At 68.5% G+C, this 23,779-nt stretch carries 15 protein-coding genes; 3 read left to right on the forward strand and 12 right to left on the reverse strand.

Going from position 1 to position 23,779, the window contains the following annotated elements; all coding sequences use genetic code 11:
- The 4 genes from BLT23_RS12325 to BLT23_RS12340 are packed head-to-tail and all read right to left on the reverse strand — an operon-like array spanning nucleotide 1 to nucleotide 4,941.
- Nucleotides 1-1,245, reverse strand: coding sequence for a CHAT domain-containing protein (locus BLT23_RS12325; RefSeq protein WP_218133729.1), 1,245 nt, complete (start codon nucleotides 1,243-1,245; stop codon nucleotides 1-3).
- The gene (locus BLT23_RS12330) at nucleotides 1,239-2,723 is read right to left on the reverse strand and encodes a tetratricopeptide repeat protein (RefSeq protein ID WP_143035911.1); all 1,485 of its coding nucleotides are present in this window, start codon (nucleotides 2,721-2,723) and stop codon (nucleotides 1,239-1,241) included. The genes BLT23_RS12325 and BLT23_RS12330 overlap by 7 nt, the downstream gene beginning before the upstream one ends.
- Nucleotides 2,720-3,718 (reverse strand): hypothetical protein, encoded by a 999-nt coding sequence (locus BLT23_RS12335; protein WP_090048693.1) that lies wholly within the window; start codon nucleotides 3,716-3,718, stop codon nucleotides 2,720-2,722. Before BLT23_RS12335 ends, BLT23_RS12330 begins: the two co-directional genes overlap by 4 nt.
- Nucleotides 3,715-4,941, reverse strand: a complete 1,227-nt coding sequence (locus tag BLT23_RS12340) for a hypothetical protein (RefSeq protein ID WP_143035912.1) — start codon at nucleotides 4,939-4,941, stop codon at nucleotides 3,715-3,717. Before BLT23_RS12340 ends, BLT23_RS12335 begins: the two co-directional genes overlap by 4 nt.
- A 101-nt stretch (nucleotides 4,942-5,042) precedes the next feature.
- Here BLT23_RS12340 and BLT23_RS12345 point away from each other — a divergent pair, with 101 nt between their 5' ends.
- Both BLT23_RS12345 and BLT23_RS12350 read left to right on the forward strand, forming a co-directional pair.
- Nucleotides 5,043-5,810, forward strand: a complete 768-nt coding sequence (locus BLT23_RS12345; protein WP_090048697.1) for a hypothetical protein — start codon at nucleotides 5,043-5,045, stop codon at nucleotides 5,808-5,810.
- Between the two features lie 10 nt (nucleotides 5,811-5,820).
- Nucleotides 5,821-6,609, forward strand: a complete 789-nt coding sequence (locus tag BLT23_RS12350; protein ID WP_090048699.1) for a hypothetical protein — start codon at nucleotides 5,821-5,823, stop codon at nucleotides 6,607-6,609.
- 48 nt (nucleotides 6,610-6,657) lie between these two features.
- On the opposite strand, the gene BLT23_RS12355 is transcribed toward BLT23_RS12350, so the two are convergent.
- From BLT23_RS12355 to BLT23_RS12365, 3 genes are read right to left on the reverse strand one after another with little or no spacing between them, the layout of a single operon-like run.
- Nucleotides 6,658-7,323 carry a 3-oxoacid CoA-transferase subunit B gene (locus BLT23_RS12355; RefSeq protein ID WP_090048701.1) on the reverse strand — a complete coding sequence of 222 codons (666 nt, stop codon included), beginning with the start codon at nucleotides 7,321-7,323 and terminating at the stop codon, nucleotides 6,658-6,660.
- On the reverse strand, nucleotides 7,320-8,000 hold the full coding sequence (locus tag BLT23_RS12360) for a 3-oxoacid CoA-transferase subunit A (RefSeq protein ID WP_090048703.1): 681 nt from the start codon (nucleotides 7,998-8,000) through the stop codon (nucleotides 7,320-7,322). The genes BLT23_RS12355 and BLT23_RS12360 overlap by 4 nt, the downstream gene beginning before the upstream one ends.
- A complete protein-coding gene (locus BLT23_RS12365) occupies nucleotides 7,997-9,187 on the reverse strand; it encodes a thiolase family protein (RefSeq protein WP_090048705.1) in 1,191 nt (396 codons plus the stop codon). The genes BLT23_RS12360 and BLT23_RS12365 overlap by 4 nt, the downstream gene beginning before the upstream one ends.
- A gap of 88 nt (nucleotides 9,188-9,275) precedes the next feature.
- On the opposite strand from BLT23_RS12365, the gene BLT23_RS12370 reads away from it, so the two are divergent.
- Nucleotides 9,276-10,160 (forward strand): LysR substrate-binding domain-containing protein, encoded by an 885-nt coding sequence (locus tag BLT23_RS12370; RefSeq protein ID WP_090048707.1) that lies wholly within the window; start codon nucleotides 9,276-9,278, stop codon nucleotides 10,158-10,160.
- Between the two features lie 29 nt (nucleotides 10,161-10,189).
- Here the strand turns inward: BLT23_RS12370 and BLT23_RS12375 are convergent, their stop codons facing one another.
- The 5 genes from BLT23_RS12375 to pglX are packed head-to-tail and all read right to left on the reverse strand — an operon-like array spanning nucleotide 10,190 to nucleotide 23,773.
- Nucleotides 10,190-12,307 carry a DEAD/DEAH box helicase gene (locus BLT23_RS12375; RefSeq protein WP_090048709.1) on the reverse strand — a complete coding sequence of 706 codons (2,118 nt, stop codon included), beginning with the start codon at nucleotides 12,305-12,307 and terminating at the stop codon, nucleotides 10,190-10,192.
- The gene (gene brxD / locus BLT23_RS12380; RefSeq protein ID WP_090048711.1) at nucleotides 12,304-13,626 is read right to left on the reverse strand and encodes a BREX system ATP-binding protein BrxD; all 1,323 of its coding nucleotides are present in this window, start codon (nucleotides 13,624-13,626) and stop codon (nucleotides 12,304-12,306) included. The genes BLT23_RS12375 and brxD overlap by 4 nt, the downstream gene beginning before the upstream one ends.
- Entirely contained in the window at nucleotides 13,623-16,328 is a 2,706-nt protein-coding gene (gene pglZ / locus BLT23_RS12385; RefSeq protein WP_090048712.1) for a BREX-2 system phosphatase PglZ, read from the reverse strand. The genes brxD and pglZ overlap by 4 nt, the downstream gene beginning before the upstream one ends.
- A complete protein-coding gene (locus BLT23_RS12390; protein ID WP_090048714.1) occupies nucleotides 16,328-20,143 on the reverse strand; it encodes a BREX-2 system ATPase PglY family protein in 3,816 nt (1,271 codons plus the stop codon). The genes pglZ and BLT23_RS12390 overlap by 1 nt, the downstream gene beginning before the upstream one ends.
- Nucleotides 20,144-20,149: 6 nt before the next feature.
- The gene (gene pglX / locus BLT23_RS12395; RefSeq protein ID WP_176946745.1) at nucleotides 20,150-23,773 is read right to left on the reverse strand and encodes a BREX-2 system adenine-specific DNA-methyltransferase PglX; all 3,624 of its coding nucleotides are present in this window, start codon (nucleotides 23,771-23,773) and stop codon (nucleotides 20,150-20,152) included.
- Between the last annotated feature and the right edge of the window lie 6 nt (nucleotides 23,774-23,779).

The raw sequence follows: 23,779 nt of genomic DNA on the forward strand, positions 1-23,779 counted from the left end.
CTAGCCCCGGGTGGTGGTGAACGCGGCCCAGAACACCGGTGCGTCCTCGATGCGGGCGTGCTGTTGCCAGGCCGCGGCCTTCGACCGTTGCCACGCACCGAGCTCCGCGATCGGGTCGGGCTGGTCGTGTGCGTGGTCGACGGCGACCACCGCCTCCGGCAACGCCGTCGTCGTCTCGGTCGCGCCCACTGCGAAGCGGCGCAGTCCCGCGTCGGTCGGCAGGGTCCACCTCGTCGCCGTCACGTACTCGGCGCCGTTGTGGATCGCGGCCGCGACCAGGCCCAGCGGTTCGGCGAACCGGGTTTCACCGCCGCTCTCGCAGGCGATCAGCGCGACCCGGTTCGGCATCGGCCACGGTTCGCCCGCGCGGTGGCCGAAGACGATGTCCGCCGCGGTCACCGGGCGGTGGGCGCGGACCAGCCCTGCCCGTCCGGTGCTGGTGGCGCCGCAGCTCAGGTGCAGGCGGGTGTCGAGGCTGTGCTCCGGGGTGGTGACGTGGCCGACGTAGAGCAGGCGGGCCGCCTCGCCGAGCACGGCCACGAGCTCGTCACGGGTGATGTCGGCACGGCGGACGCCGGGGGCGGGCACCAGCCGGTCGCCGAGCCGTGCCACCAGGTCCGTGATCGCGCCGGGCGCGGGGCCCAGGACGCTGCCCAGCGCCGAGTCGTCGGGGAACCCCGGCACCACCGGGTCGAGCACGCAGGCGACCGGGCCACCGGGCCGCCACGCGGACACCCGCCTGCCGGGCGCGTACCGGACGGTGGCGGGCGGCAGCGCCGAGACGTCCACTTCGTCGACCATCCGCGTGCCGTGGTCGACCAGCAACGCTTCCCACGGCACGTGCGCGGTGGACGGCGATGGCTGGATGCGCAGGTGCGGGCGCGTGCCGCGGTCCAGCAGGAGGGTGAGCTCCGCGGCGAGCGGATGCGGGATCAGCTCGGCGGCCAGCGCCGCCGAGAGAGCGTTCTCCCGGTCGCGGTCGGCGAACGCGCCGTGGCGCAGGGCCCGGTCGAGGGCCTCCGGCACGGTCTCGGAGGGGAGCGGGGACGGCAGCGCGACGGTCAGATCGTCCAGCACAGGGCCTACACGGGCGCGGTCGAGCACCATCACGCGCGGGTCGTCCGGCGCGTGCTCCCACCGCCACGTCAGGTAGAGGTCGCCCGCGTCCACGTACTTCACCTGCACCACCGGCCTGGCCCCGCGCGGTAACCGGTCGACGACACGCAGGTCCAGCCGCGTCACCACGCCCGCACCCGTTCCGCCGAACGGACCGGGAGCCGGTAGCGCTCCTGCGCCGCCTCGATCCACGGCTCCAGCAGGGACTCACCCGAGGGTATCGCCTGCACCGCCGGCGGCACGGCGAACCCCTTGACCGGAGCGCTGTCCGGTCCTCCCCGCAGACCCGCCGTCAACGCGGCCGCCGCATACGGCAGCTCCTCGTCCGTGTCAGCCATCCGGTACGCGGAGCGGAAGGTCAGCGCTTCCGAGTCCGGTGTGGACGGTCCGGTGTCCAGGGCGACACCGGCCGCCTTGTTCTCCAGCACCTCCAGGGCGAGGTCGGTCAGCCCCAGCTCGGCGATGATCCGCAGGGCGAGGGCCAGCACGGGGTCCGCGACCGAGCGCACCCACCGCTCCCGTGCCGTACCGGGAGCGAACCGGTGGCGCAGGGCGTCGGTGGCCAGCGCGGCGGGCAGGGCGAGGTTGAGCGCGGACCTGAGCCGCTCGGCCCTGGTGGACCCGCGGGTCAGCCTGCCGATCGAGCCCAGCGCCGCCTCGGCACGGCCCGCGTCGACGCGGGCGACCTCGTGCCACGCCTTGTGCTCGACGGCCAGCGCCCGTGCGGCGAGGAAGGACTCGTCGGCGGCGCGGTGCAGCCGGGCCTGGAGAAGCATCCGCCCGTGGATCGTGTGGCACTCGATCAGAGCCAGGTCGTCACCGGCCCGCACGAGAGCCTCGGCGGCCTTGCGCAGCAACCGGTTCGCCTTGGTGAGCCGCGTCCGCCGGACCGCGACGGCGGCGCGTCCGAGGAGGCAGTGCGCGGCCCGCACCTCGATGCCGAGCGCCGCGTACTGCTCGGCGGCCAGGTCGTAGTGCCGGTCGGCGGTGCCGAGGTCACCCGCGCCGAGCGCGAACCGGGCCAGGTCTTCGCGTTCCGGCGGGGCCGGTGCGGCGGTGCGCAGTTCGGCGGCGAACCGGACGTGCTCCCCGGCTTCCTGGTCGCCGGTGGCCTGCACGGCCAGGGCGAGCGTGACCAGAGCGCCCGGTGCCAGGGCGGGAGCCGTGACCAGTGCCAGGTCGAGCGCACCGCGGGCAGCGGGTTCCGCCTCGGCGGGACGGCCCAGTGCGACCAGGGCCCGCGCCCGTGTGTGCGCGGCGAGCGCAGAATCGTCCACTTCGGACAGAACGGCGAGCGCTTCGTCGTACCGGGCGGCCACGAGCAGAGCACAGCCCAGCCGGGCCGTCGCGGCCTCACGCACGTCCGGAGAAGCGATGTCCACCGCGGCACGGGCGAACCGGATCGACTCCTCGACATCGCCCCGGTCGAGCGCGACGGCGGCGAGGTTGCTCAGCGCACGGGCGCGCGTGTCGCCGGAGGAGGAGTCGGCGACGCGGTGGAGCAACGGCAGAGCCCCGTCGAGGTCTCCCGCCGTGAGCCGTTCGACCGCCTCGGTGAGCAGGCCGTCGTCAGGCCCCGGCGGAACGGGGTCACCGGTGAACATCATCGGCGGCCCGCCTCGCGTTCGGTGAGGCTCGCGGCGGGGGAGGTGAGCCGGGTGCGGGCGAGGGCGATGACGGCCGTCTGCGTCGCGATGTCCACCGGTGCCCCGATTCTGTCGGCGTCGGCGAAACGCGGTGCGAACACAACGGGCGCGATGTCCTCGCTCAGCCACGTCGCATCGACATCGCTGGCGCCGACGAACGCGCCGCCGTCCGGATACAGCGGCACCTCAAGGTCCGGCCCGCACCGCGCGAGCAAGTCCACCGGCTTGGCTGCGGGCGCCGCCTCGACGGACACGGACAGCACCGTCGCCCCCGCTGTCCGGCGCACCTCCCACCACACCGGTGCCACCGCGTCGAGCACTCCGGCGGGCACCAGCGACCAGTCCACCGCCGTGGCACCCGACCGCAGCCGCAACCCGTCCCGCGACGGCGCCTCGCCCGCGGCCAGTGCCCACTCCACGCGCCGTTTTGCTGCCGCCGGGGACACCGTCACGCCGAAGTCCTCCGCGATGGTCTCGACCTGTTCGTACAGGGCCAGAACTTCCGCCGAGACGTTCCCCGCCGGTGCGGTGACGTTGGCCAAGGCCCGTGTCACGGCTTCGTCGTCGTCCAGCAGGTGTTCGACGGCCGCCGTGTGCACCGCGATCTCGGCGGCGAGCAAGGCCGGGTCGAGCGCGGGGATGCCGCCGATCGTCGACGCGGGCCACCACGCCTGCGCCCACCGCAACCACGCCAGAGCTTCGACGGAACCACCGAGGAGAGCGAGCTCGACCTCCGTGACGTCGCCGAGGATCGCCGCCGCCGCGGTCGGTCCGTAGACCTCCCAGAGCCACTCGGCGGCCTGCTCGGCGTCGTGGATCTCCACGGCGGGCACCGGGTCGCCGAGGACGTCCCAGGCGAGCAGTGCGCCACGTGCCTCGACCAACGCCGTCCGTTCGGGTCGCGAGGGGAGGGAGCCGACCCGGATCACCCCGTCGGCACGGCGCACGGCCGTCATGCGGTGCCCGCCGCGAGCGCGGCCTTGACCCGGTCGCGCTGGTCCAGGATCACCGAGCGCAGCGCCCCGTCGAGCAGGTCCCGCAGCTGCCCGACGTCCTCCGCCCGCAGCTCACGACCGTGCAGGCGGCTCCACAACCGGCGCAGGTACGCCTGCCGCACCTCGGTGACCCCGGCGTCGGACGCGGGCATCCGCAGCGCCCGCTGGACGTACGGCTCGCGCTGCCAGCGCCGCCGCATCCGCAGCTGCGCCGGTGCCGTCACCGGTTCGGCCGGGTCGAGCGCGCTGCTCGCCGCTCGTCCCGCGGCCATCGCCAGCCTGCCGCGTTCCTCCGCCAGCTGCCACGGCTGGGCGCACCGGCTGATCTCGTCGCGCACGAGCGCAGGGACGGCAGGCATCCGTTCGCGGTGACGCGCTGACGTGAACGCCGCGAAGAGCCGTTCGAACACCGACCGGTCGAACGGCATCGGCATCGCCCGCTTCGTCGCGCGGTGCCCCAGCGCGGGCTGCGCCGGGACGTCCTGGCCGGTCAGGCCGAGGTCCCTGGCCACACCGGGCGACTCCAGCCCGGCGGCGGCCGCCGTGCCGGCACCGGCCGCGACCAGCCGGTCGAACACCTCCTGGTCGGTCAGCGCCGCCAGCACCGCCTCCGGGTCCGGCGCCGGACCGCGCGGCGGCGTGCGGGCCGTCCACGCGGCCGCGAGCAGGGCGGCCAGCTCGGCGCCGGTGGCCGGGTCCGTGACGTGGGCGCGCAACCGTTCCACGGTGACCTCGCCGCCCGCGTCCCGGATCTCGGCGACCACCGCGTCGGCGACCCGGTCGGCGTCGGGTCCGGGCGGGCCTTTGGTCACCGCCAGCTCGTAGCAGCGCTGGAAGTAGCTGTCCTGCGGGTTGCCCCCGGTGATCCGCGCCCGCCGCCGCGCCTGCTTGAGCACACCGAACCACGCGGCGGCCGCGGCCAGCGCCGGTCCCGCGGCGGCGATCAGGGCGCGCAGCTCGCCGACGTGCTCACCGGCCACCACGGCGCCACCGAGGTGCGGGTGCAGGGCCGGGCGCAGCACCAGCGGGTCGAGGACCAGCTTCACGGTCCTGGCCAGCGGTCCGCCGTCCCTGTTGCTCAGCGCGGCGACGGACGCCCCCAGCTCCCGCCACTCCTCGGCGATCACCAGAGCACGCGGCGAAGCCGCCGTGAGCTGCGCTGTTGCCGGTCCGTCCGCTGTCATCACCCGCAGTTTAACGGCGCCCGGCGGCCCGGAAGTTGTGATCGGGAGGCACCGCCCGAGGCCGCAGCATGGTCTCTGGTGACGACGAGAGGGGGCGACCGGTGGCGATCAAGGTGATCTTCACGCTGATGACCGCGGCCCTGGTCGGGCTGTGGGTGCTGCTCGGCAGGGTCACCGGGGACTGGTGGGACGGCGGCAACCCGATGATGTACTTCGCGATCGGGATCGCGGTCGTGGGGGTGGTGTTCGGCTTGGTCGACTGGGGCGACACCGACGAACGCCGGGCGAAGTCCTTCGCGGACCTGCCGCTGGCGGTCGGCGTGGTCGTCTCGGTCCGCGCCACCGGGCTGACCGTCAACGACGAGCCGCACGTGGTGGTCGGCCTCGACGTGCTCACCCCGGACGGCGACCGGTTTCGCGCCCAGGCCCGGCACGTGGTGCGGCGCAACGAGATCGGCACGCTGACGGCGGGCACCCGGCTGCCGGTGCACCACCGTCCTGGCGCCACCGACGGCTTCGTCACGATCGCGGCCAGCCTGGACGACGTGGCCGCGCAGGAGCTGTCGCAACGCGTCGACCTCGCCGCCGGGTGGCTGACCGAGGCCCAGTGGCACGTGCTCGCGCACGGCACGGCGTTCGAGGCCGTGGTGATGCGGGTCGAACCCACCGGCGTGGTCGATGACGGCGCCACCGAGATGGATCTGGCGTTGTCGTTCGATGAAACCGTGGTGCGCCAACACATCCCGCAACGCGCGCTCGCCGCGGTCCAGGTCGGTGCGGTGGTGACAGTGCGGCACCTGCCCGGCGCGCAACCCACGTCCGTGATCGTGGTGCCGCACGGCCTGCGCGTCCCGGCGATGACCTGGTGAGGAGATCGACATGACCGAACGCAACCGCCTGTTGTGGCGCCGAGTCCTGCTAATCTGCGGCCTGATCGCGTCGGCAGCCGGCGTGTACGCGTGGACCTCGTTCAGCGAAGACCTCATGACCGCCGGTCCCCAGGGGGTGATCGCGCTCATCGTCGCGATCAGTGTCGTGGTCTGGCTGTGGGGCGGCGAAGACGACTCGTTGGTGCCGAAGGAGTTCGTGAACCTGCCGGTCGGCATCGGAACGCTGCGGTCCATGAAACGCACCACCCTCGAAGTCAACGGCGTGCCGCAGTACGACGTGACGTTCGACGTGGCGACCGCGCAAGGCGCTCGTTTCACCGGAACGCAACGCATCCTGCTGGACAGGGAGATCGTCGAGGAGCTGCACCCCGGCCTGGAACTGCCGGTGCACCACCGGGTCGACGGACGCACCGACGTGGCGATGGCGTTCGACGTCGACGGCGAGGACATCGACCTGACACGGCTGGCCGTGCAGGTGGCCCAGGGCTCGCTGTCCCCCGAACTGGCCGACGTCGCCCGGCGCGGGCTGCGCACCAAGGCCGAGGTCGTGTCGTTCGAACCGACCGGGGCCATCCGCGCCGGACAGGCCGTCGTGATCGTCGGGCTGCGGGTGAGAAGGCCGGACGGCAGCACGTTCGACCACGTCAGCGAAAAGCTGATCGGCGCAGAGGAATTGCCCTACCTGCGCCCTGGCTGCATCGTCGGCGTGCGGTACCTGCCCGAGCGGGAAGACCTGGTGGTGACCGCCGTCGTCGTGCCGCAGCGGGGCACGCGGTGATCATGGTGAGCCAGTCACCACCTGCCGTCCCCGTATCCCGGAAGCGGTTCAGGCGGCCCGCAACGGCACGTCCAGCCGGGCGGCGAGCTCGTCGTAGGAGATGCCGAACGTCTCCACGACCACGGCCCCCTCGGCACCGAGCTCGAAGACCGCGAGATCGGTGTAGAGCCGGCTGACGCACCGCAACCCGGTCAAGGGATAGGTGCACTCGCGGACCAGCTTGGCGGTGCCGTCCTTGGCGAACAGGGTCATCATCACGAAGACCTGCTTGGCGCCGATGGCGAGGTCCATCGCCCCGCCCACGGCGGGGATCGCGTCCGGCGCGCCGGTGTGCCAGTTGGCCAGGTCGCCGTGCGCCGAGACCTGGAAGGCGCCCAGCACGCACACGTCGAGGTGGCCGCCGCGCATCATCGCGAACGAGTCGGCGTGGTGGAAGTACGCCGCCCCCGGCAGCTCCGTCACCGGCACCTTGCCCGCGTTGGTCAGGTCGGGGTCGATCTCGTCACCGGTCGCGGCCGGGCCCATGCCGAGCATGCCGTTCTCGGTGTGCAGGACCACGCCCGCGCCGGGGCCGAGGTGGTCGGCGACCAGGGTGGGCTGGCCGATCCCCAGGTTGACGTAGGATCCGGCGGGGATGTCGCGCGCGATGCGGGCGGCGATCTCGTCCTTGCCGAGCGGGCCCCTGCCGGTGTGCTCGCGGATCGGTGCGGTCATGAGGTGGCTCCGGCTCGGTCTGGGACCACGACGACGCGGTCCACGAAGATTCCCGGCGTGACGACGACCTCGGGGTCGATGTCACCCGGCTCGGCCACGGCACCCACCTGCACGACCGTGGTCGTGGCGGCGGTGGCCATCACGGGGCCGAAGTTCCTGGCCGTCTTGCGGTAGACCAGGTTGCCCACCCGGTCGGCGACGTGGGCCTTGACCAGCGCGACATCACCCTTGATCGGGTACTCCAGCACGTAGGCGCGGCCGTCGATGACCCTGGTCTCCTTGCCCTCCGCCAGCGGCGTGCCGACGCCGGTGGGGCAGAAGAACGCGCCGATCCCCGCACCGGCCGCGCGCAGGCGTTCGGCGAGGGTGCCCTGGGGCACGACCTCCAGCTCGATCCGGCCGGACCGGTAGAGGCCGTCGAACACCCACGAGTCGGACTGGCGCGGGAACGAGCAGACGACCCGGCGCACCCGTCCCGCCGCCAGCAGCGCGGCCAGCCCGGTGTCGCCGTTGCCCGCGTTGTTCGACACGATCGTGAGGTCCTCGGCGCCCTGCCGGATCACCGCGTCGATCAGGTCGACCGGCATGCCCGCCATGCCGAACCCTCCGATGAGGACGGTCGACCCGTCCTCGATCCCGGCGACCGCCTCGTCGGTGGACTCGCACACCGTCGTCACGCCGCACCCCGCACGTTCTCGATCACGACGGCGAGCCCCTGACCCACACCGATGCAGATGGCGGCGACACCCCAGCGTCCGCCGGACTCGCACAACCGGTGTGCCAGCGTGCCGAGCACCCGCCCGCCCGAAGCGCCGAGCGGGTGGCCGATCGCGATCGCGCCACCCTTGGCGTTGACGATCTCCGGGTCGACCTTCCAGGCGTCCACGCACGCGAGCGACTGCACGGCGAACGCCTCGTTCAGCTCCACCGCCGCCACGTCGCCCCAGCCGATCCCGGCGCGTGCCAGCGCCCGTTCCGCCGCCTCGACCGGCGCGATCCCGAACCGCTGCGGCTCCACCGCGAACGACCCGCGCCCGGCGACCCTGGCCAGCGGCGCGAGGTTCGCGCGGTCGCCGAACGCCTCGGTGCCGAACAGCAACGCCGACGCCCCGTCGTTGAGCGGCGAGGCGTTTCCGGCGGTGATCGTGCCGTCCTCGCGGAACACCGGCTTCAGCCCGGCCAGCTTCTCCGGCGTGCTGCCGTCGCGAATGCCCTCGTCCCTGGCCAGCTCCACCCCCGGCACCGGCACGACCAGGTCGTCGTAGAAACCTTCGGACCACGCCCGCGCCGCCCGCCGGTGCGACTCGGCCGCGAACGCGTCCTGCCGGTCCCGAGGCACCCGCAACGCCTCGGCCAGCTGCTCGTTCGCCTCGCCGAGGGACACCGTCCACTCCTTCGGCATCCGCTCGTTCACCAGCCGCCAGCCGAGCGTCGTCGACACCGCGGTCACGTCCCCAGCGGGGAACCCGCGTGACGGCTTCGGCAGCACCCACGGCGCACGGGTCATCGACTCCACGCCCCCGGCGACCGCGACCTCCGCGTCCCCGGTCTCTATCAGCCGCGAGGCGATCATCGCCGCGTCCAGCGACGACCCGCACAGCCGGTTCACCGTCGTCGCGGGCACGCTCACCGGCAACCCGGCCAGCAGCACGGCCATCCGCCCGACGTTGCGGTTGTCCTCACCGGCGCCGTTGGCGTTGCCCCAGACCACCTCCCCGATCTCGGCGGGGTCGAGCCCGGGGGCCTTGGCCAGCACACCGCGCAGCGCCACGGCCGCCAGGTCGTCGGGCCGGACATCGGCCAGCGCGCCGTTGAACCGCCCGAAAGGCGTGCGCGCCGCCGCGTACAGGTAAGCGGAGTTCACAGCCCCGACGCTACGTCCGCGGCTTGATATCGTGAAGTACAAATATCATGACCAATAGATACGTCCTCCATATCAATGGACTGAACCCATGGACCTGCGCCAGCTGCGGTACTTCGTCGCCGTCGCCGAGGAATGCCACTTCGGCCGCGCCGCCGCCCGCCTGCACATGGCGCAACCCCCGCTGTCCCAGCAGATCCGCACCCTGGAAGACGACCTCGGCGTCCAGCTGCTGCGCCGCACCACCCGCCGCGTGGAGCTGACCGAGGCAGGCGCGGCCTACCTGGACCGGGCCAGGAAGATCCTCGCCGCCGTGGACGATGCCGGTCACGAGGCCCGAAGGGTCGCGGCAGGCTCCGTGGGCCGCCTGGCCATCGGCTGCGTGGGCTCCGCGACCTACAGCCTCCTACCGGCCCTGGCCCGCGGCCTCTCCGCCGAACTGCCCGGCGTCGACTTCGCGTTCCGCGGCGAGATGCTGGTCCCCGACCAGGTCCGCGCCCTGCGTTCGGGCGACATCGACATAGCGCTGCTCCGGCCACCCGTAGCCGACACCACCATCGCGATGAAGGTCCTGCGCCGCGACCGCCTCGTCGCGGCACTCCCGTCCGACCACGCCCTGGCATCCCGCCGCAGGCTCTCGGTCGCGAAACTGCGCGACGAACCGTTCATCGTGCACTCGGGCCGCCGCGACTCGGTGATGTTCGAGACCGTCCTGCACCTGTGCCGGGCCGCCGGTTTCGACCCCGCGGTCCGGCACGAGGTCGACGAGACGTCCACCCTCGTCACGCTCGTCGCCGGTGGGCTCGGCGTGGCGATCGTGCCGGAACCGGTGTCCGCGCTCCGGCTGGGCGGGGTGGTGTACGTGCCCCTGTCGGACCGTGCCGCGACGAGCGAGCTGGCCGTGGCGCACCTCGCCGACCGCGCGGAGCCGCACCTTCAGCGAGCCGTGAACGCCGTGACGGCACTCGTCCGGTAGCGCTTCGTGCGGTGCGGGTTCTGCCTTGATCAACGACGTTCGACGACGTTGAAACGGATCGGCTCTTCCAGCGTTCGTTGAGCCCCTTCGAGATCAGCGAGGCGTGATGCCAGCGTGGCCATAGCCAGATGCCGTGGCAGCGCCTCGTTGAACTTCAGCCCTGTCAGAGCCCTCTCGTCAACGTCGGGCAGGACGAGACGTGCAACCGCATCACTTGTCGCCGCTCGCCACATCTCACGAGTCAGATCCGTGCGCAGGCGGATCGACACGTCATCGACTCGCTGCTTCTCGTCGGTTAGTTCCGACAGCGTGGAGGCGAGGGTGGCATTCGCGCGATATCCCGCCCACGTCCACCATCGAACATCGGTGCTGCTTCTCGTGACCAGCGTTCCGCCGGGGTGCACATGCGCTTCCGCCTCTTCGCGCTCGTCGCTCAACGCGCTCAACGCCCGCCGGGTCAGCTTCACCGGTGGATCAGCGCCCAGCAGAACCTCGCGGACGGCACGTGTCAGCTCGAACGAGGCCGCACCGGTGCCAGGCGTGTGCCACCGTGCCTTACCACCGTGCTCCGCTTCTTCGACAAAACAACGGCGCCGTTTCCAGTCGATCCAACCGACTTTCCAACTGCGGCCTGCCAGCAGGAGCAGCCGCGGTCCGTCGACCTTCTCGGTCAGCAGAGCAGGATCGGTGCGGCCGATCTCGCGGCGTCCGTGCAGGACGGTGAACTGCGGCGGAGCGGTGAACACCGCTGTCATGTCCATGAAGTGCCGCCTGCCGAACTTCTGCTCGGCAGCAGGACCGATGAACAGCAGCTCACCGTCCTGATCAAGGAAACCGTTCTCCACCAGGTATTTCAAGATCGGCGTCGCGCTGTGGTCGAACGGTGCCAGGCCGTTCCAGCCCTCGGCCCACAGCCGAGAGCCGATTCGGTTCTCCTGCAGGGCAAGCGCCAGCAGCTGCTGAGCCACGATGTGTCGTGGTTGCGGCGGCGCGGTCACCGGCTCGACGAACCCGCGGCTCCACAACAGGAGCAGTGCCGCCGTCCAGGGCACCTCGTGACGCTGGATGGCGAGGAACAGGCAGTTGCGAGTGGTACCCGGCCTGCGGCCGGTACGCCCGAGTCGCTGGAGGAACGATGCGACGGAACTTGGTGCATTGATCTGGATGACCCTGTCGAGGTCGCCCACGTCGATACCGAGCTCGAGCGTGCTGGTCGAGACGATCACGCAGTCACGCGCCTCTGCGAACGCGAGCTCCGCTCGGCGTCGTTCGTCAACCGACAGCGACGCGTGCGACAAGAACGTAGTCACGTTCAGATCGCGCAAAGCGGCACCAAGCTCTTCCACGAGCTGGCGGGAATCACAGAAAACCAGGCGTTTCTCTCCGCGGTGCAGGGTCGAGATGACCGTTGCGGCGTTGAACACCGAACCGACGTAGTCCATCTCGATGTCGACCGTCGCCACGGGAGGGGCTGGAGCGGCGACCACTTCCGGGGCGATCACCTCAGCCGCTCGTGAACCCCTGCTTGAGCCTTGTAGCCAGCGAAGCAAGTCATGAGGGTTGCCTACGGTTGCAGACAGGCCGACGCGTTGGATTTCTCTGCCCGCTACGTTGGTCAGCCGTTCGAGGACAGCAAGCAGATGCCAGCCCCGATCGTCGCCGGCGAACGCGTGAACCTCATCGACGACGATGGTCCGCAACGAAGCGAACAGGTGCTGCTGCTCCACCTTCACACTGACGAGCATTGCTTCCAGCGACTCGGGTGTGGTGAGCAGGATGTCCGGCGGATCACGCAGAATGCGCTGGCGGGCGGCCTGGGTGGTGTCACCGTGCCAAAGCGCGACCCTTCGGCCGAGCCAGGACGTGTAGGACTCCAGTCGTGGAAGCAGGTTGTTCAGCAGTGCCTTGATCGGGCAGACGTAGATCACCGAAAGACCCGTCCACTTGTGCTGTTCCATCGCGCTCAGCAATGGAAAGCAAGCGGCCTCGGTCTTTCCTCCCGCAGTGGGGGCGAGCAGGACTGCGTCATTGCCCGCCATCAAGGGCCGGATTGCTTCGGCCTGCAGCGGCCGCAACGACCTCCATCCGAGCGTGTTGACGATGTGGTGCACCAGAACGGGGTTCAGCTCGTCGAGTCCGGTGTTCACGGCAGATCCAGCTCGACATCGCCAGCGCTGGCAGAGGCGTTCCTCTCGACCTCGTTCAGCTCAGCGGAGGTGACCGTCAAAGCGTAGTGAACGCGCGGGTCGAAATCAGGATGCTCGTCAACGCGATCCAGCACTTCGGCCACGAGCTTGCGCAGGAACACCCGGGGCGCGACACCGACCCGGCCACCCAGCTCACCAGTCACAGCAGCCGCCAGAACACCGAGATAAGCGTCATCGACGGTAGAAGTGATCCGACCCGCGTTGCGAGCCACACCGGCGTAGAGGTCACGCACAGCGCGCCCGAGCTCTGTCAGCCGGTCGAGGTCGAAACCTGGTAGCCGGAGCTGGACGGCTCTGGGCGAGTCGAATCGTGGGTCTGTGGTGAAGTCGGTGGCCAAGCGCTGTGCCAGAGGAGGCAACCGCTGTACGCCTTGCTGTCCGTCGAAGAACGCGGGTGTCCCTGTGATGACGAGGAAGAGACCGGGGAAACGACCCGCGTCGATCTCGTCGAGCAGCTGGCGAAGGGCGTTCAGGCCCTTCTCCCGCACGTCCCCTCGAACACGCTGGAGTGTCTCGATCTCGTCGAGGACGAGCAGGAGGCCCGGATGGCCACAGTCGCGCAACACGGTGAGCAGCCCCTGGAGGAAGCCCAGTGCGGCGAAGTGGTCCAGATCGCCTCGCACACCCGCGGTACGACGCGCGGAGGCGGCCACCGACTTCTGGCCGCCCAACCAGGCGATCAGTGCCTCCGCTGTGGCTGGGTCGCCGTTGACACGTGCTTGTCGGTAACCGCGCAGAGCGGCCGCGAAGGCCGGGGTGGTGCGGGCCACCTCGGCCAGCCGCTGCTCCAGCAACACATCGACAGCGGCCGAGAGGGCGGTGTCGTCGTCTTCGTCGACCTCTCCCGCGTCCAGCACCTCTTCTTCGAGCGTGTAGAACCACGAGTCGACCACGGGACCGAGTGCGCTGGGCCGATGCGTGGCTGTGCTCAACCGCTCGGTCAGCCTGCGGTACACCGTCTCCAACCGGTGCAGTGGGGTCTCGGTCTCCGAGATCTGCACCTCCGAGGTGGCGAGCCCGGACCGTTTCGCTTTCTCGGAGAGCCAGCGAGAGAAGAACGTCTTACCTGACCCGTACTCGCCCCGGACAGCGTGAAAAGCCGCACCGCCCTTGGCAACCGTTGCCAGGTCCTCGTCCATCGCAGGTGCGAAACGGTCGAGCCCCACTGCGAAGAGGTCGAGACCGGCCTGCGGCACCGTGCCACGCCGCAGGGCTGCGATCACCTCGCGGCGGCGTGCCTCGCTGACGGGCCCGGTCACGGCTTCTCCACGTTGAACTGTTCACGCAGCAACTGCAGGTTGAGCTCCAGAGTCCGCCCTCCATCCACAGAGGACAACACCGGGTATCCCTCGACGTTCAGCAGCCGCTGCAGGATGCTGACGAGGAACTCCGGGTTGCGTCCAGCCCGTCCGGCCGCTGTGGCGGCCTCGGCGAGTGAGCACCGGCCGCCGGCTGCGCTCAGTTTGTCGATCACGGCGGCGACCTCCGGCTTCTTCGGAGCCTTCGGCACAAACGCCTTCTGCGCGTCGTAGATTTTCGACGCGACGACTGATGCTCCCAGAGTCGGCGTGGCAGGTAGTGCCTCTTCGACGGTGAAAAGTGGTGCCGACTGTTCCGCGGCCTTCGCCTCCTTGCGGCTTTCCGGCTTCTGGTTCTTGCGCCCGGGGACAGGCTTGACACGCACCGTGGTGCTGCGCCACCACGTCGGCGTCACCATCTCAGGTGACAACAGATGCCATCCGGACGGCAAAAGATCCGCGGAGGGCAGGAAGACCAGCACAGGCACCGTCATCTCGGCGAGTGCGGCGCCACCGTGGTATCCGGCCTTTCGCGGCGTGTAGTGGATGTCCTCACGCCAGGGGACGACGACGCTGCCGGCGCCATCCAACACGCGCGGACCCGTCAGCGCGATTTCCCCGGCTTCCGGTGTGCCGGTCCGCCATCGTGCGGACTGCACTCCGGACGCGGGAACCGGGCCTGAACCGGCAGGGGTCCTGTCGAGGACATGTCCGTGGTCTGACACGAGCACGACGGGACGCGCGTAGGCACGGGCAGCGTCCAGCAGTTCGGCAAGATAGGTGATGTCGGTGAGCCGCCATCCCGTGCGGTCGCCTTCACGGCCGTGATCCAGAGCGTCGTCGATGGTGTTGAGCACGACGGCGACGACGTCATCCCCAGCCAGCGAAGCGATCAGCGGCTCCGCCAACCGTTGCCCGGCATGACCTGCGATGTCGCCTTTGTGGAGCAGAAGGGCGTTCTTGCGGTGCTTGCGCCAGAACGACTCGAAACCGTTCCTCTCGGTGGCCTGATCGCCACTGGAGAGTCCTCCGGTGAGCAGACAGGCTCGACTGACACGAGTAACGGAGGGAACGGCCGAGACAGCCGACGTGCGTTCTCCAACCCGTGGCGACGCTTCGCTCCAGCCTCGACCGGCCAGCTGTTCGCCGAACTCGGTGGCGACAGCGCTGCTCATGCCGTCCAGCACGATGACCAGAGGTGCGTGCGCGGCACCTGACAGGGGCAATGCGACTCGTTCGAGAACGTCCTCGATGAGCAGGCATCCGCCCGGAGCGTGAGTGGAAGCGCTCTGGGTCCACACTGTGAGGTGTTTCGCGAACTGCTCGTCCAGCCTGTCACGACGGGCACGAACAGCGTCATACAGCGACCGGTATGCCTGCCCGACCACTGGATCGTGCACCGAGTCACCAGCCCACAACAACGCGAGTGCCCGGTCCACCCAGCCCCAGTCCGCGAGATGAGCACGCACCCCCGAAGCGACGGAGTCGACCACTTCCTCGGGCTCAGCAAGCCATCGGGCGAGGCGAACAGCAGTCGCCGCGGCTGTGGCGCGCTCCGGGAACAGGCGAGCAAGCGCATGCTCTTCGACGCCGCCCAAGGCGGCTTCCGCAGCTTCCAGCCGACCACGGGCGAGCGCGGCCGTGAGCACGCGCAGCCGCGCGCTGAAACTGCTCGTCAAGAAGCGGTTGCCGACCAAGGCGTCGGTGAGGTCGGCGCTGACGGCCAGGTCGTCCGCTTGGCGGATGACGTCCAGAACCTGCTGGCGGGCCATCGCGGCATGCGCGGCACCACTCGCCGCCTCGATCGCCCAGCGGTCGAGAGTTCCCTCGACCGCATCGACGAAGGCCGTCAGCTCATTGCCGCGAGGACGCACCTGACCGAGCAAGCGACCGATCTCGAGAGCCGTCTGCGTGGAGGCATCAGGCGCCGTGATGGCAGAGGCGAGGACTCCCAGAGCCATGGCGTCTTGAGCGCGTCCCTCCGAGGCGAGGGACATCAGCACGACCGCGGCTCCACCGACTTTCTCCGTGAGCCACGACGTCAGCCCGGCCTGTTCGGACCGAGGCAGGGAGGCGAATGCCGATCCCGCCACGCTGCGAGACCACGTCAACAGGCTGCTGGCGTCGAGAGTTCCCTCAGCGAGATCTCCACTGCCGAGCCGCGCGCCGATCAAGGCACGCACCGCGGCGTCCCTGGTCAAGACCTGACCCGAGCGGCGCCACCCACTGGCAGGCTCCGCGTCGAGAAGAGCGTCGACGAGCCAACGCTCGCGGCGGATGCGCGGGTCCACGTCCACCGCGCCGAACCGCTGCTTCACGATCTCCACCCGGTCGACCGTGCAGGTGGCACGGCCGAGCGCGTGTCCTCGGAGATCCCAGCCCAGCTGGGCGTCCTCGACGCTGGTCGTCACGACGAGCACGTCGTCGGTGTCCGAAGTCGCCGACCGATGTGCACGCCACGCATCGACGATGCCGAGCACGGACGGTTGGTCGGTCACCGCGACCCGTCGGGACTTGCCGCTGATCCGCACGGTGAACTCACTCGGCGACGACCGGTCGTAACGACCGTGCACGAGCACCAGACGGCGGTCTTTCGCGCCAGGCAGCCTGGCCTCGAGCAACGCCTCGAGGATCCGCCGGTTCACCTCAGGAACAGCACCCATCAGGATCCGTTCTCCTCGGACACCACACGCCACATGATCTCGATCTTCTCACCGGGGTGCCGACTCGCGTAGGTGCGGATCTCCTTCTGCATGTCCGCGATGAGCCCGGCGAGCTCCTGCTCCACCTCGCTGGACCGCACGACCCGTGCGGCGCGGGTGGGACCGGACGGGGCGGATTGCGGTTCTGCCGGCGGTGTCCTGGACACAGGCGGGTTGCCGTGGCCCGTCAGACTCACGTCGGCCGGGCCTGCCACCGGGGCGGCCTGAGCCGGCCCACTCGCGGAGACGGCCTTGTCGGCCGCTGCCCTCCGTGCGACTTCGTTGATCAGTGCGACAGCCCGCTGGCGGACCGACCCCAGCACGGGGACGAGAGCCCGGGTGAACTCGTCGTCCGCCGCGGCTTGCCGCACGTCGGCGACCAGCCGCTCCGCCTGGTCACCCACGTCCCCGCGACCGACCAGCCCGTGCACGGAGTCCAGCAGGGACCAGTCGACGGAGTCGAGGGCCGCGAGCACGGACGGTGCGGAGGTGATCGAAGCACCGATCACCTGGTCGGAAGCGTCGTAGTTCGCATTCACGAGCTGCCGCAGCAACGGGGTCGCGTCGTGCGCACCGGACAGCCGAGCCAACAAGTCCGCAGCATCGCGAGCTGTCTTCGCCCGGCCCTCCTGCGCTGAGATCCCCAACGCCGACGCATGCTTCTGAAGCGAAGCATGCAGGCCGTTCACCGCGGACTCGAGTTCCGTGGCCTTCGCTCGCACCTCTGCCGCAAGCTTGTTGACGTTGCGGGCGAACAACAGGTCCGGCGTGTGGACGCCGAACAACGCGGCCGCTCGGTCACGCGCGGCCGCGAACTCCTCGGCCGAGGGCAGCTCCTGCGCACGCAGTGCGTAACCAGGCCCGACCTTGTCCAGGTCAGGTGCCTCGGCCGGCCCGCCGTTGAACATCCACGCGCGATCGGAGATCAGCGCATAGGTGGCGATGACCAGGTTGGCGACGGGCTTGTCGAGCCCCGTGTAACCGAGCCCGGCAATCCACCGGCGGATGTCCTCGACAGCGTGGTCACCTGTCACTTCCTGCTGCGCGGCGTACTGCTCGATACGGCGTCGCCACTCGTTGGACAGGTTCAGCGGCCCATCGCTCACCTCGCCCAGCTCCAGCGGGTGCACGATCCGCTTGACCAGCGCGAGCTGGTTGCGGTCGACCACGACGCGCCGTCCGCCCTCCCACGCCCGCACGATCCAGCCGTAGACCGTGCGCAGCTCGCTCACCGTCACCGGCTTGCGGTTGTGCGACGGGTCGAAATCGGGGTGCTTGGGATAGAGGACGTCGAACATCCCGTCAGCGAGCTCGAGCAGGTTGTACTCGAACCCGGCACCCCCGTGGAGCCGCGGTTTGTGGGCGGGCAGGAGCGTCATCACGTGCCCCTGCTCGCCGACGTCCGAGCCGATCGTGCTCTCCTCGGCGTGAGAGATGCCGTAGAGCTGTTGCAGCGCTGCCGTGAGCTGCGAGGTCAGGTTGTCCCTCTGGGCCTGGAGCTGGTGCCGGACGCGGACACGGTCATCGGCGGACAGGTGAACGGCGTGGTCCTCGAGCCTGTCGCGTTCCAGCAAGTAGCTGATCTTGAGGAGGCGGCCCAGCTGCCCGGACTTCTGCGCGGACATGAAGTGCGGCAGCCAGATGACCGTCGCCGCCTCGGTGCCCGAACGCACCAGCCGGGTGACGCGCCCGGCGTCGTCGCTCGGGTGGTGGTTCGGCGCGTCGAACGGGTAGTCGAGGATGAACCGCACCCGCCCGTCCACGCTGGGGCTGAACTGGGCGTCGACCAGCTCCTGGCTGTCGCGGACGTTGGCGAAGATGAACTCGGCGGTGCGGCGGGTACCTCGCCAGATCACCTCCCGCTCGGAGACGAACTCGCCGGAGTCCTTGACCCCCAACGCCTTCCACAGCTGGTCCCGCACCCAGACGCGGCGGGCACCGACCCGGTCCTGCTCGCCGACCGCGTCCAGCAACGGCTCGATGTCCAGATCGGACAGGTGCAGCGCGAACACCGGGTCTTCGTCGCCTTCGGCACGCAACTCGCCGAACTCGGCCTGCAGTTCGCGGAGACGGCTCACGACCACGTTGCCCGGCGCGACGGTGCGGGAGCGGATGGAGCCGTGGTTGAGCGCGGCCAGACGTGCACCCGTCAGCCTGGCCAGTGCCGGCACCTCTGACGTGAGAGATGAGAGCAGCAGCGTCTTGACCAGCCGGTCGTCCGCGATGTACCGCTGGTCGGTCTCGCTGCCGTACTTCTCCAGCAGATATGCGCGCACCTTGGAGTGGAACCGCTGTGCCGCCTCGGCTTCCCGGCGAAGCCGATCGGTGAACGCCTCGCCGGTACCGTCCGACAGCACGTCCCACAGGTCGCCCAGGGGAATCAGTTCACCCAGCTTCATGTCAGCGCGTCGACGGCGCAACATCTCCTGCAGGAGCTTCAGACCCGTGCGTTCCCTCTGCAACGCACCGGAAAGAGCGACCAACACGTTCAGCAATGCAGGGGACAACGGATACACGTCACGGAAGTCCGACCACGTCGCACCCGTAGCTCCGCCTGAGTCGAGCAGCACGTCCCGCGACATCGCGTTGGCCGACTCGATCCCGGCGAACGCGTCGTTGAGCGCGGCCTGGGCCTCGGGCTTCGGCTTGAGCACACGCTCCTTGATGATGGGGATGAGGTTGCGGTCTTCCAGGTTGACGACGTCGAACCGGCCGGCGAGGTACTCGACCTGCGCCTCCAGGTTCTTCACGTCGGCACCGGTGACGTCCTCACCGACCAGCTTCGAGAGGTCGCGCTGACGTGAGATGAACGAGACGATCGGCAGCACACGGTTGGCGTCACCGGACTCGATCAGCTTCACCAGCTTGCTGACCTGGTTGTTGACGAACTGCTGGTCCGACATGTGGGCCTGCAGCCACAGGATCAGCTCGTCCAGGAACAGCACAAGCCCGTCGTAGCCGAGCTCTTTCGCATGCTGGCTGACGACCGCGAGACCGTTCTCCAGCGGGATGAACGCGTCCCGGTCACCACTGGCGCCGCGCACGTAGGACGCCATCGGCCCCGACAACAGCGCAGAGACGAGCGCGCCACGCACCGGATCACCCGCGGCTGCGGCAAATGCCTGGTCGAGCTTGGACGTGGTCCAACTGGACACGGCTTCCGCATCGATGACGTCGAGGTCGTCATCAGAGCTGCTGGAACCGTCGGCATGGCTGTTGCCGCTGTCCAACCACTGGGCGAACTTGGCGTCATCGCCAAGGAAGTCGCGCTGCCGCCGCGCGTCGTCCAGCATCGCGTCCGCACGGTACACCGGCGGCGTCTTCTCGTTGGGGTGCAACCTGCGCACCGCAGAGACATAGCCGCCGAGGATCGCGGAGTCGATGTCCGCAGCACCGACGAGGTGGTACGGCACCATCATGAACTTCTTGCCGCGCAACCACTCGTCGTGCTCGGCGATGACCGGCTGCAGACCGGGCTTGGCACGTGCCGTCGGCTCGTTGTTCAGCACGGCGTGCAGCACCGTCAGGAAGTGGCTCTTACCAGAACCGAACGACCCGTGCAGATAAGCGGCATGCGAACTGCCGTCCCGGACCGCGGCCCGGACGATCGACAGCGCCTTGGCGAACGCGGCCTGGAGCTGATCGGTGACCACGTACTCGGCGACGCGGGCGTCGGTGTCGGTGAAGCCACCGGACAGCTCGACCTTGAAGTCGCCGGCGTGCACCGACTCGGGGATGTTGATGACGTCCCGGAGGAACATCTCTGTCGTGCTCACTGCCGATCAGCCCTTCTTCGCCGCTCGCCGGCCACGCGTCGATGCAGCAGGTCGCCACTTGCGCAGATCGTCCTCGCTCAGCTGGTGAGTCGCCCGCTGCGCATTGAGGTAAGCCTCGTACTCCTCGGCCGGGCTCCCGCCCCACTCATCGTCGTACTCGCTGTGCCACTGCTTCACCCAGGGCATCAGTTCCTGAAGACCGGCGAGCAGCGGCGTGAGCTTGTCTGCGCCCCACCCGGACTGCTCGACACGGTCGTTGACGGTGTTGACGATCGCCTGCGCTTGGTCCTTGTGGTCCCACCCGGCCCAGCCGAGCAGCAGCGTCGGGTCGGAGTCGGGGCTGGCGTCGGGGTAGGAGATGAAGCGTTCCTTGGGCACGTCGAGCTTGCCGCGCTGGGACCAGTAGCTGGTCTTGCGGAAGTCACCGGAGCCGTACTTGGGCGGCACCGGGATGTCGAGCCGTTGGCCGGTGCGGTCTTCCTCGCGCTGCAGCTCCCAGACGTGCTCCCACTCGGCGCGCTTGCGCAGGCCGGAGTCCTTGTAGCGCAGTGCAGCCAGGTAGGGGACGTGTTGGTCGGCCACAACCTGCTCCAGCACCTGGGCGAGGGTGAGGTCGCGCTTGCCCAGGTGGTCGGTGGCGTACAGCTGCGCGACCGACTGCATGTCTGCGTCGTCGCGGAACTTGTCGGCCAGCTGGTTCACGGTGAGCGCCCTCGGCTGCTTCATGCCGTCGCGTAGGGCGAACCAGATGTCTGGGTTTTCGCAGCGGTCCAGCAGCCAGTTGCGCAGGGCTTCGGCTTCTCGTTTTTCCCAGGGGACTGTGGCCCAGCGGCGCTTGCACTCCGGGCGTTCGATCAGGGCGATATCCCGGCGCTTTTCGATCACGTCGATTCTGGCCTGGACGATGTCGCGGTACCAGTCTGGCCAGTGGGTCGGGATCTCGGTGATCGGGGTGGAGCCGTGGCGCGTGAACCAGGCTGTTTCGGCTTCTCCTGCGGCGACTTTCCTGGCTAGGACGATCTCGAAGGCTCGCTCGCCGAGTTTGATTTCCGGCACCGCGTCGGTGTCAGATGCTTTGAGCTGGGCGGTCTCCTTCTCGCTGAGCAGGCCATACGAGCCGTAGACCTGCCAGTCGAGTTCTTCCTGAAGAGTGATCATCCGTGCACGCATGTGGCGGTGTTCGCCGCGTGCCTTTTTAAGCGCGTCCGGGACAGGGGCTGCTGCGTAAGCTGTTTCAGATGGCTCCAATCGGGAGAGTTGTTGCGCCAATTTATCCATCTCACGGCCAAGAGGCAGCGGCAGGCTCGGGGGAAGCGGGAACTCCTGCAACTTAGTTCCCGTGAACTCATAGAACTCCTCCCAGTCATCTCCTCGGTAACCTTCGTTGACGCCACCGTTTCCCTTGCCGTGGCAGACCTGCTTGAGCCAGAAGCACGCCATGGATGAGTTCAATACACCAAGCAAGGCCAAGTGAACATCTTCGCTCGCGCCCTCGGGAAGCTTGATGACCGGTGCGTGTCGATTAAATACCTTTCCGCCGCGATCGAGAATAAAGTGATTGTGTGTAGCGACGCAGGCAAATGAAATGGTGAGACCGCCGTATCGGCGCCAAAAGAACATGGAGTACTCGTACCACTTGAGTCCGCGTTCCAACTGTGTCTGGCCGTACGCGCTTCGCTCTCGTAGAATTGTTCGGTTCGGCCACAGTAGGCGTTCGATCTCTGGTGTGATCTTTGCTGTGAGTGAGGGATCTTCGGGATCGTATGGCCAAAGGAATGTCAGTGCATTGGCTGTCCGCCAATCTCGGACTGATTCTCCGTCAACCATTGGTCGCTGGAGATCTACGCTCTTTCGGCGCAGGGTATCATTGCCAAGCGCGTAGGCATCGTCTGCGCGTGTTACGGCGCCGAAGCCAATGCTCGCTTGATCGCCGAGTCGGCCTGTTCCTGAAGCTTCTATTTGTGCTTGGAGGGCTCCTGCGCCTCCGCCGCTTAGTGACCAGGGATGTGTTGCAATGGAAGCGCGCTCGACGTCCTCCACGCTGATCCACTCGGACTCGCTGCCTGCTCGGCTGGTCTGGGAGGCGATCGCCGTCCAGACGAGTCCCTTGCTCGGATTTGCTGGTTGTGAAGGTTCTCCGCGGACGCCCAGGACGGCTCGAACTTGCTCTGATGGTCGACTGATGTGGTTTCGCCCGACAAGGATTACGGTTGGTGTGCCATGACCTGGGATGTAGGCGCCTGACGTGTCGATGACATGCGTAAGATGGACAGTTGGAAAAAATTTCTCAATCAGCTTCTTGCCGAACTCGCGCTTCATGAACGAGTTTGCGGTGACCTGTCCGACGAATCCTGCGTTTCGATCTGAACCGTGCCTGCGGATAGCCAGTTGGAATAGGCGTTGCGCGAACGGAACTGAAAGTGCGTATGTTCCCGCGCAGGCACTGAAGCGCTCGCGGTAGTTTTCGTTCTCCTGCTTATCCTTGGCCGTGATATAAGGCGGGTTCCCGACAACTGCATGGTAGCTGGAAGTCTTCAGCAGTTCGCATGAGTTGATGAACTCGCTGACATCTTCGGTTCGATAAATGTGTTCTTTGGTGAATTCGAGTAGGTTGATTTGCTCGTTTTTAATTCCTGCGCCGTGCATGAGCGAGTCGCCTACTGCGATATTGATCGGAAAGTTGGCGGCCTTCCGTAGTTGGGGTTTTCCGCCAACGCGCAGGGCCGCAATCAGAAGTCGAAACCGGGCGATTGAGGCTGCGAACGGGTTCTTGTCGCAACCATGCACTGACTCCAGTGAGCGGCGGATCAATGTCCAGTCATCGGTTCCTGGTTCGGCAGCATGCCACTTGCTGTACAGCCGGGTGAAGATCCCGAGCAGGAAGTGCCCGGAGCCACAGGCCGGGTCGATGGTGCGCAGCCCGGTGAGTCCGAACTCCTCGACCGCAGGTTCCAGCGTGAGATCGAGGATGAATTCCTCGACGAACTCCGGAGTCTGCAGCAGGGCGTAGGTCTTGCGAGCGTGCTCGGACAGGTCCTGGTACAGGTCACCAAGGAACCGCGTATCCCATTCAGGGTCGGTGAAGTTGAACCGAACCTCACCGTCATCGCCGCGCCGCCGCCAGAACGTGATCAGCGCCGTAGCCGCCTCGAACGACGGAGTGATCTCCCACAACGGGTTGTACCGCTTGTCGAACATCCCAGCCACAGTCGGATGCGTGGACGCGAGGTGGTCAAAGGCCTCCACGATCCAGTCACGGTCGTTGAGCTGCGGATTCGCCTTGAAGAACGCCTCGTGCCGCTCCTCGGCATCAACCAGCCGCTCCCCAGGCCCAGCCAGGAACGGCCACTCGATCAGCCCGTTGTCTTCGCAGAACCGCACGAACACTGTCCCGAGAACCCACGCAGCAGCAACCTGCGTAACCCGCTCATCCCGCCAAGCCCCATAAGTGGCCGCAGTGCGCCGAGCCTCAAAAGCCTCGTCGTACTCAGCGCGAAGAGCCTTGGCGAACTCCTCGACCTCGTCACTGCGGATGCGCAGGTCGTCTTCCAGGATGGTGACCTGCTTGCGCAGTTCCTTCACCAGCTCGGCCTGGTTCAGTCGAGTCGCCAACGCTGCGTTTCCCTCCATCGAAGT

This window comes from Lentzea fradiae, from assembly GCF_900100955.1.
Classification (GTDB): Bacteria; Actinomycetota; Actinomycetes; order Mycobacteriales; family Pseudonocardiaceae; genus Lentzea; species Lentzea fradiae.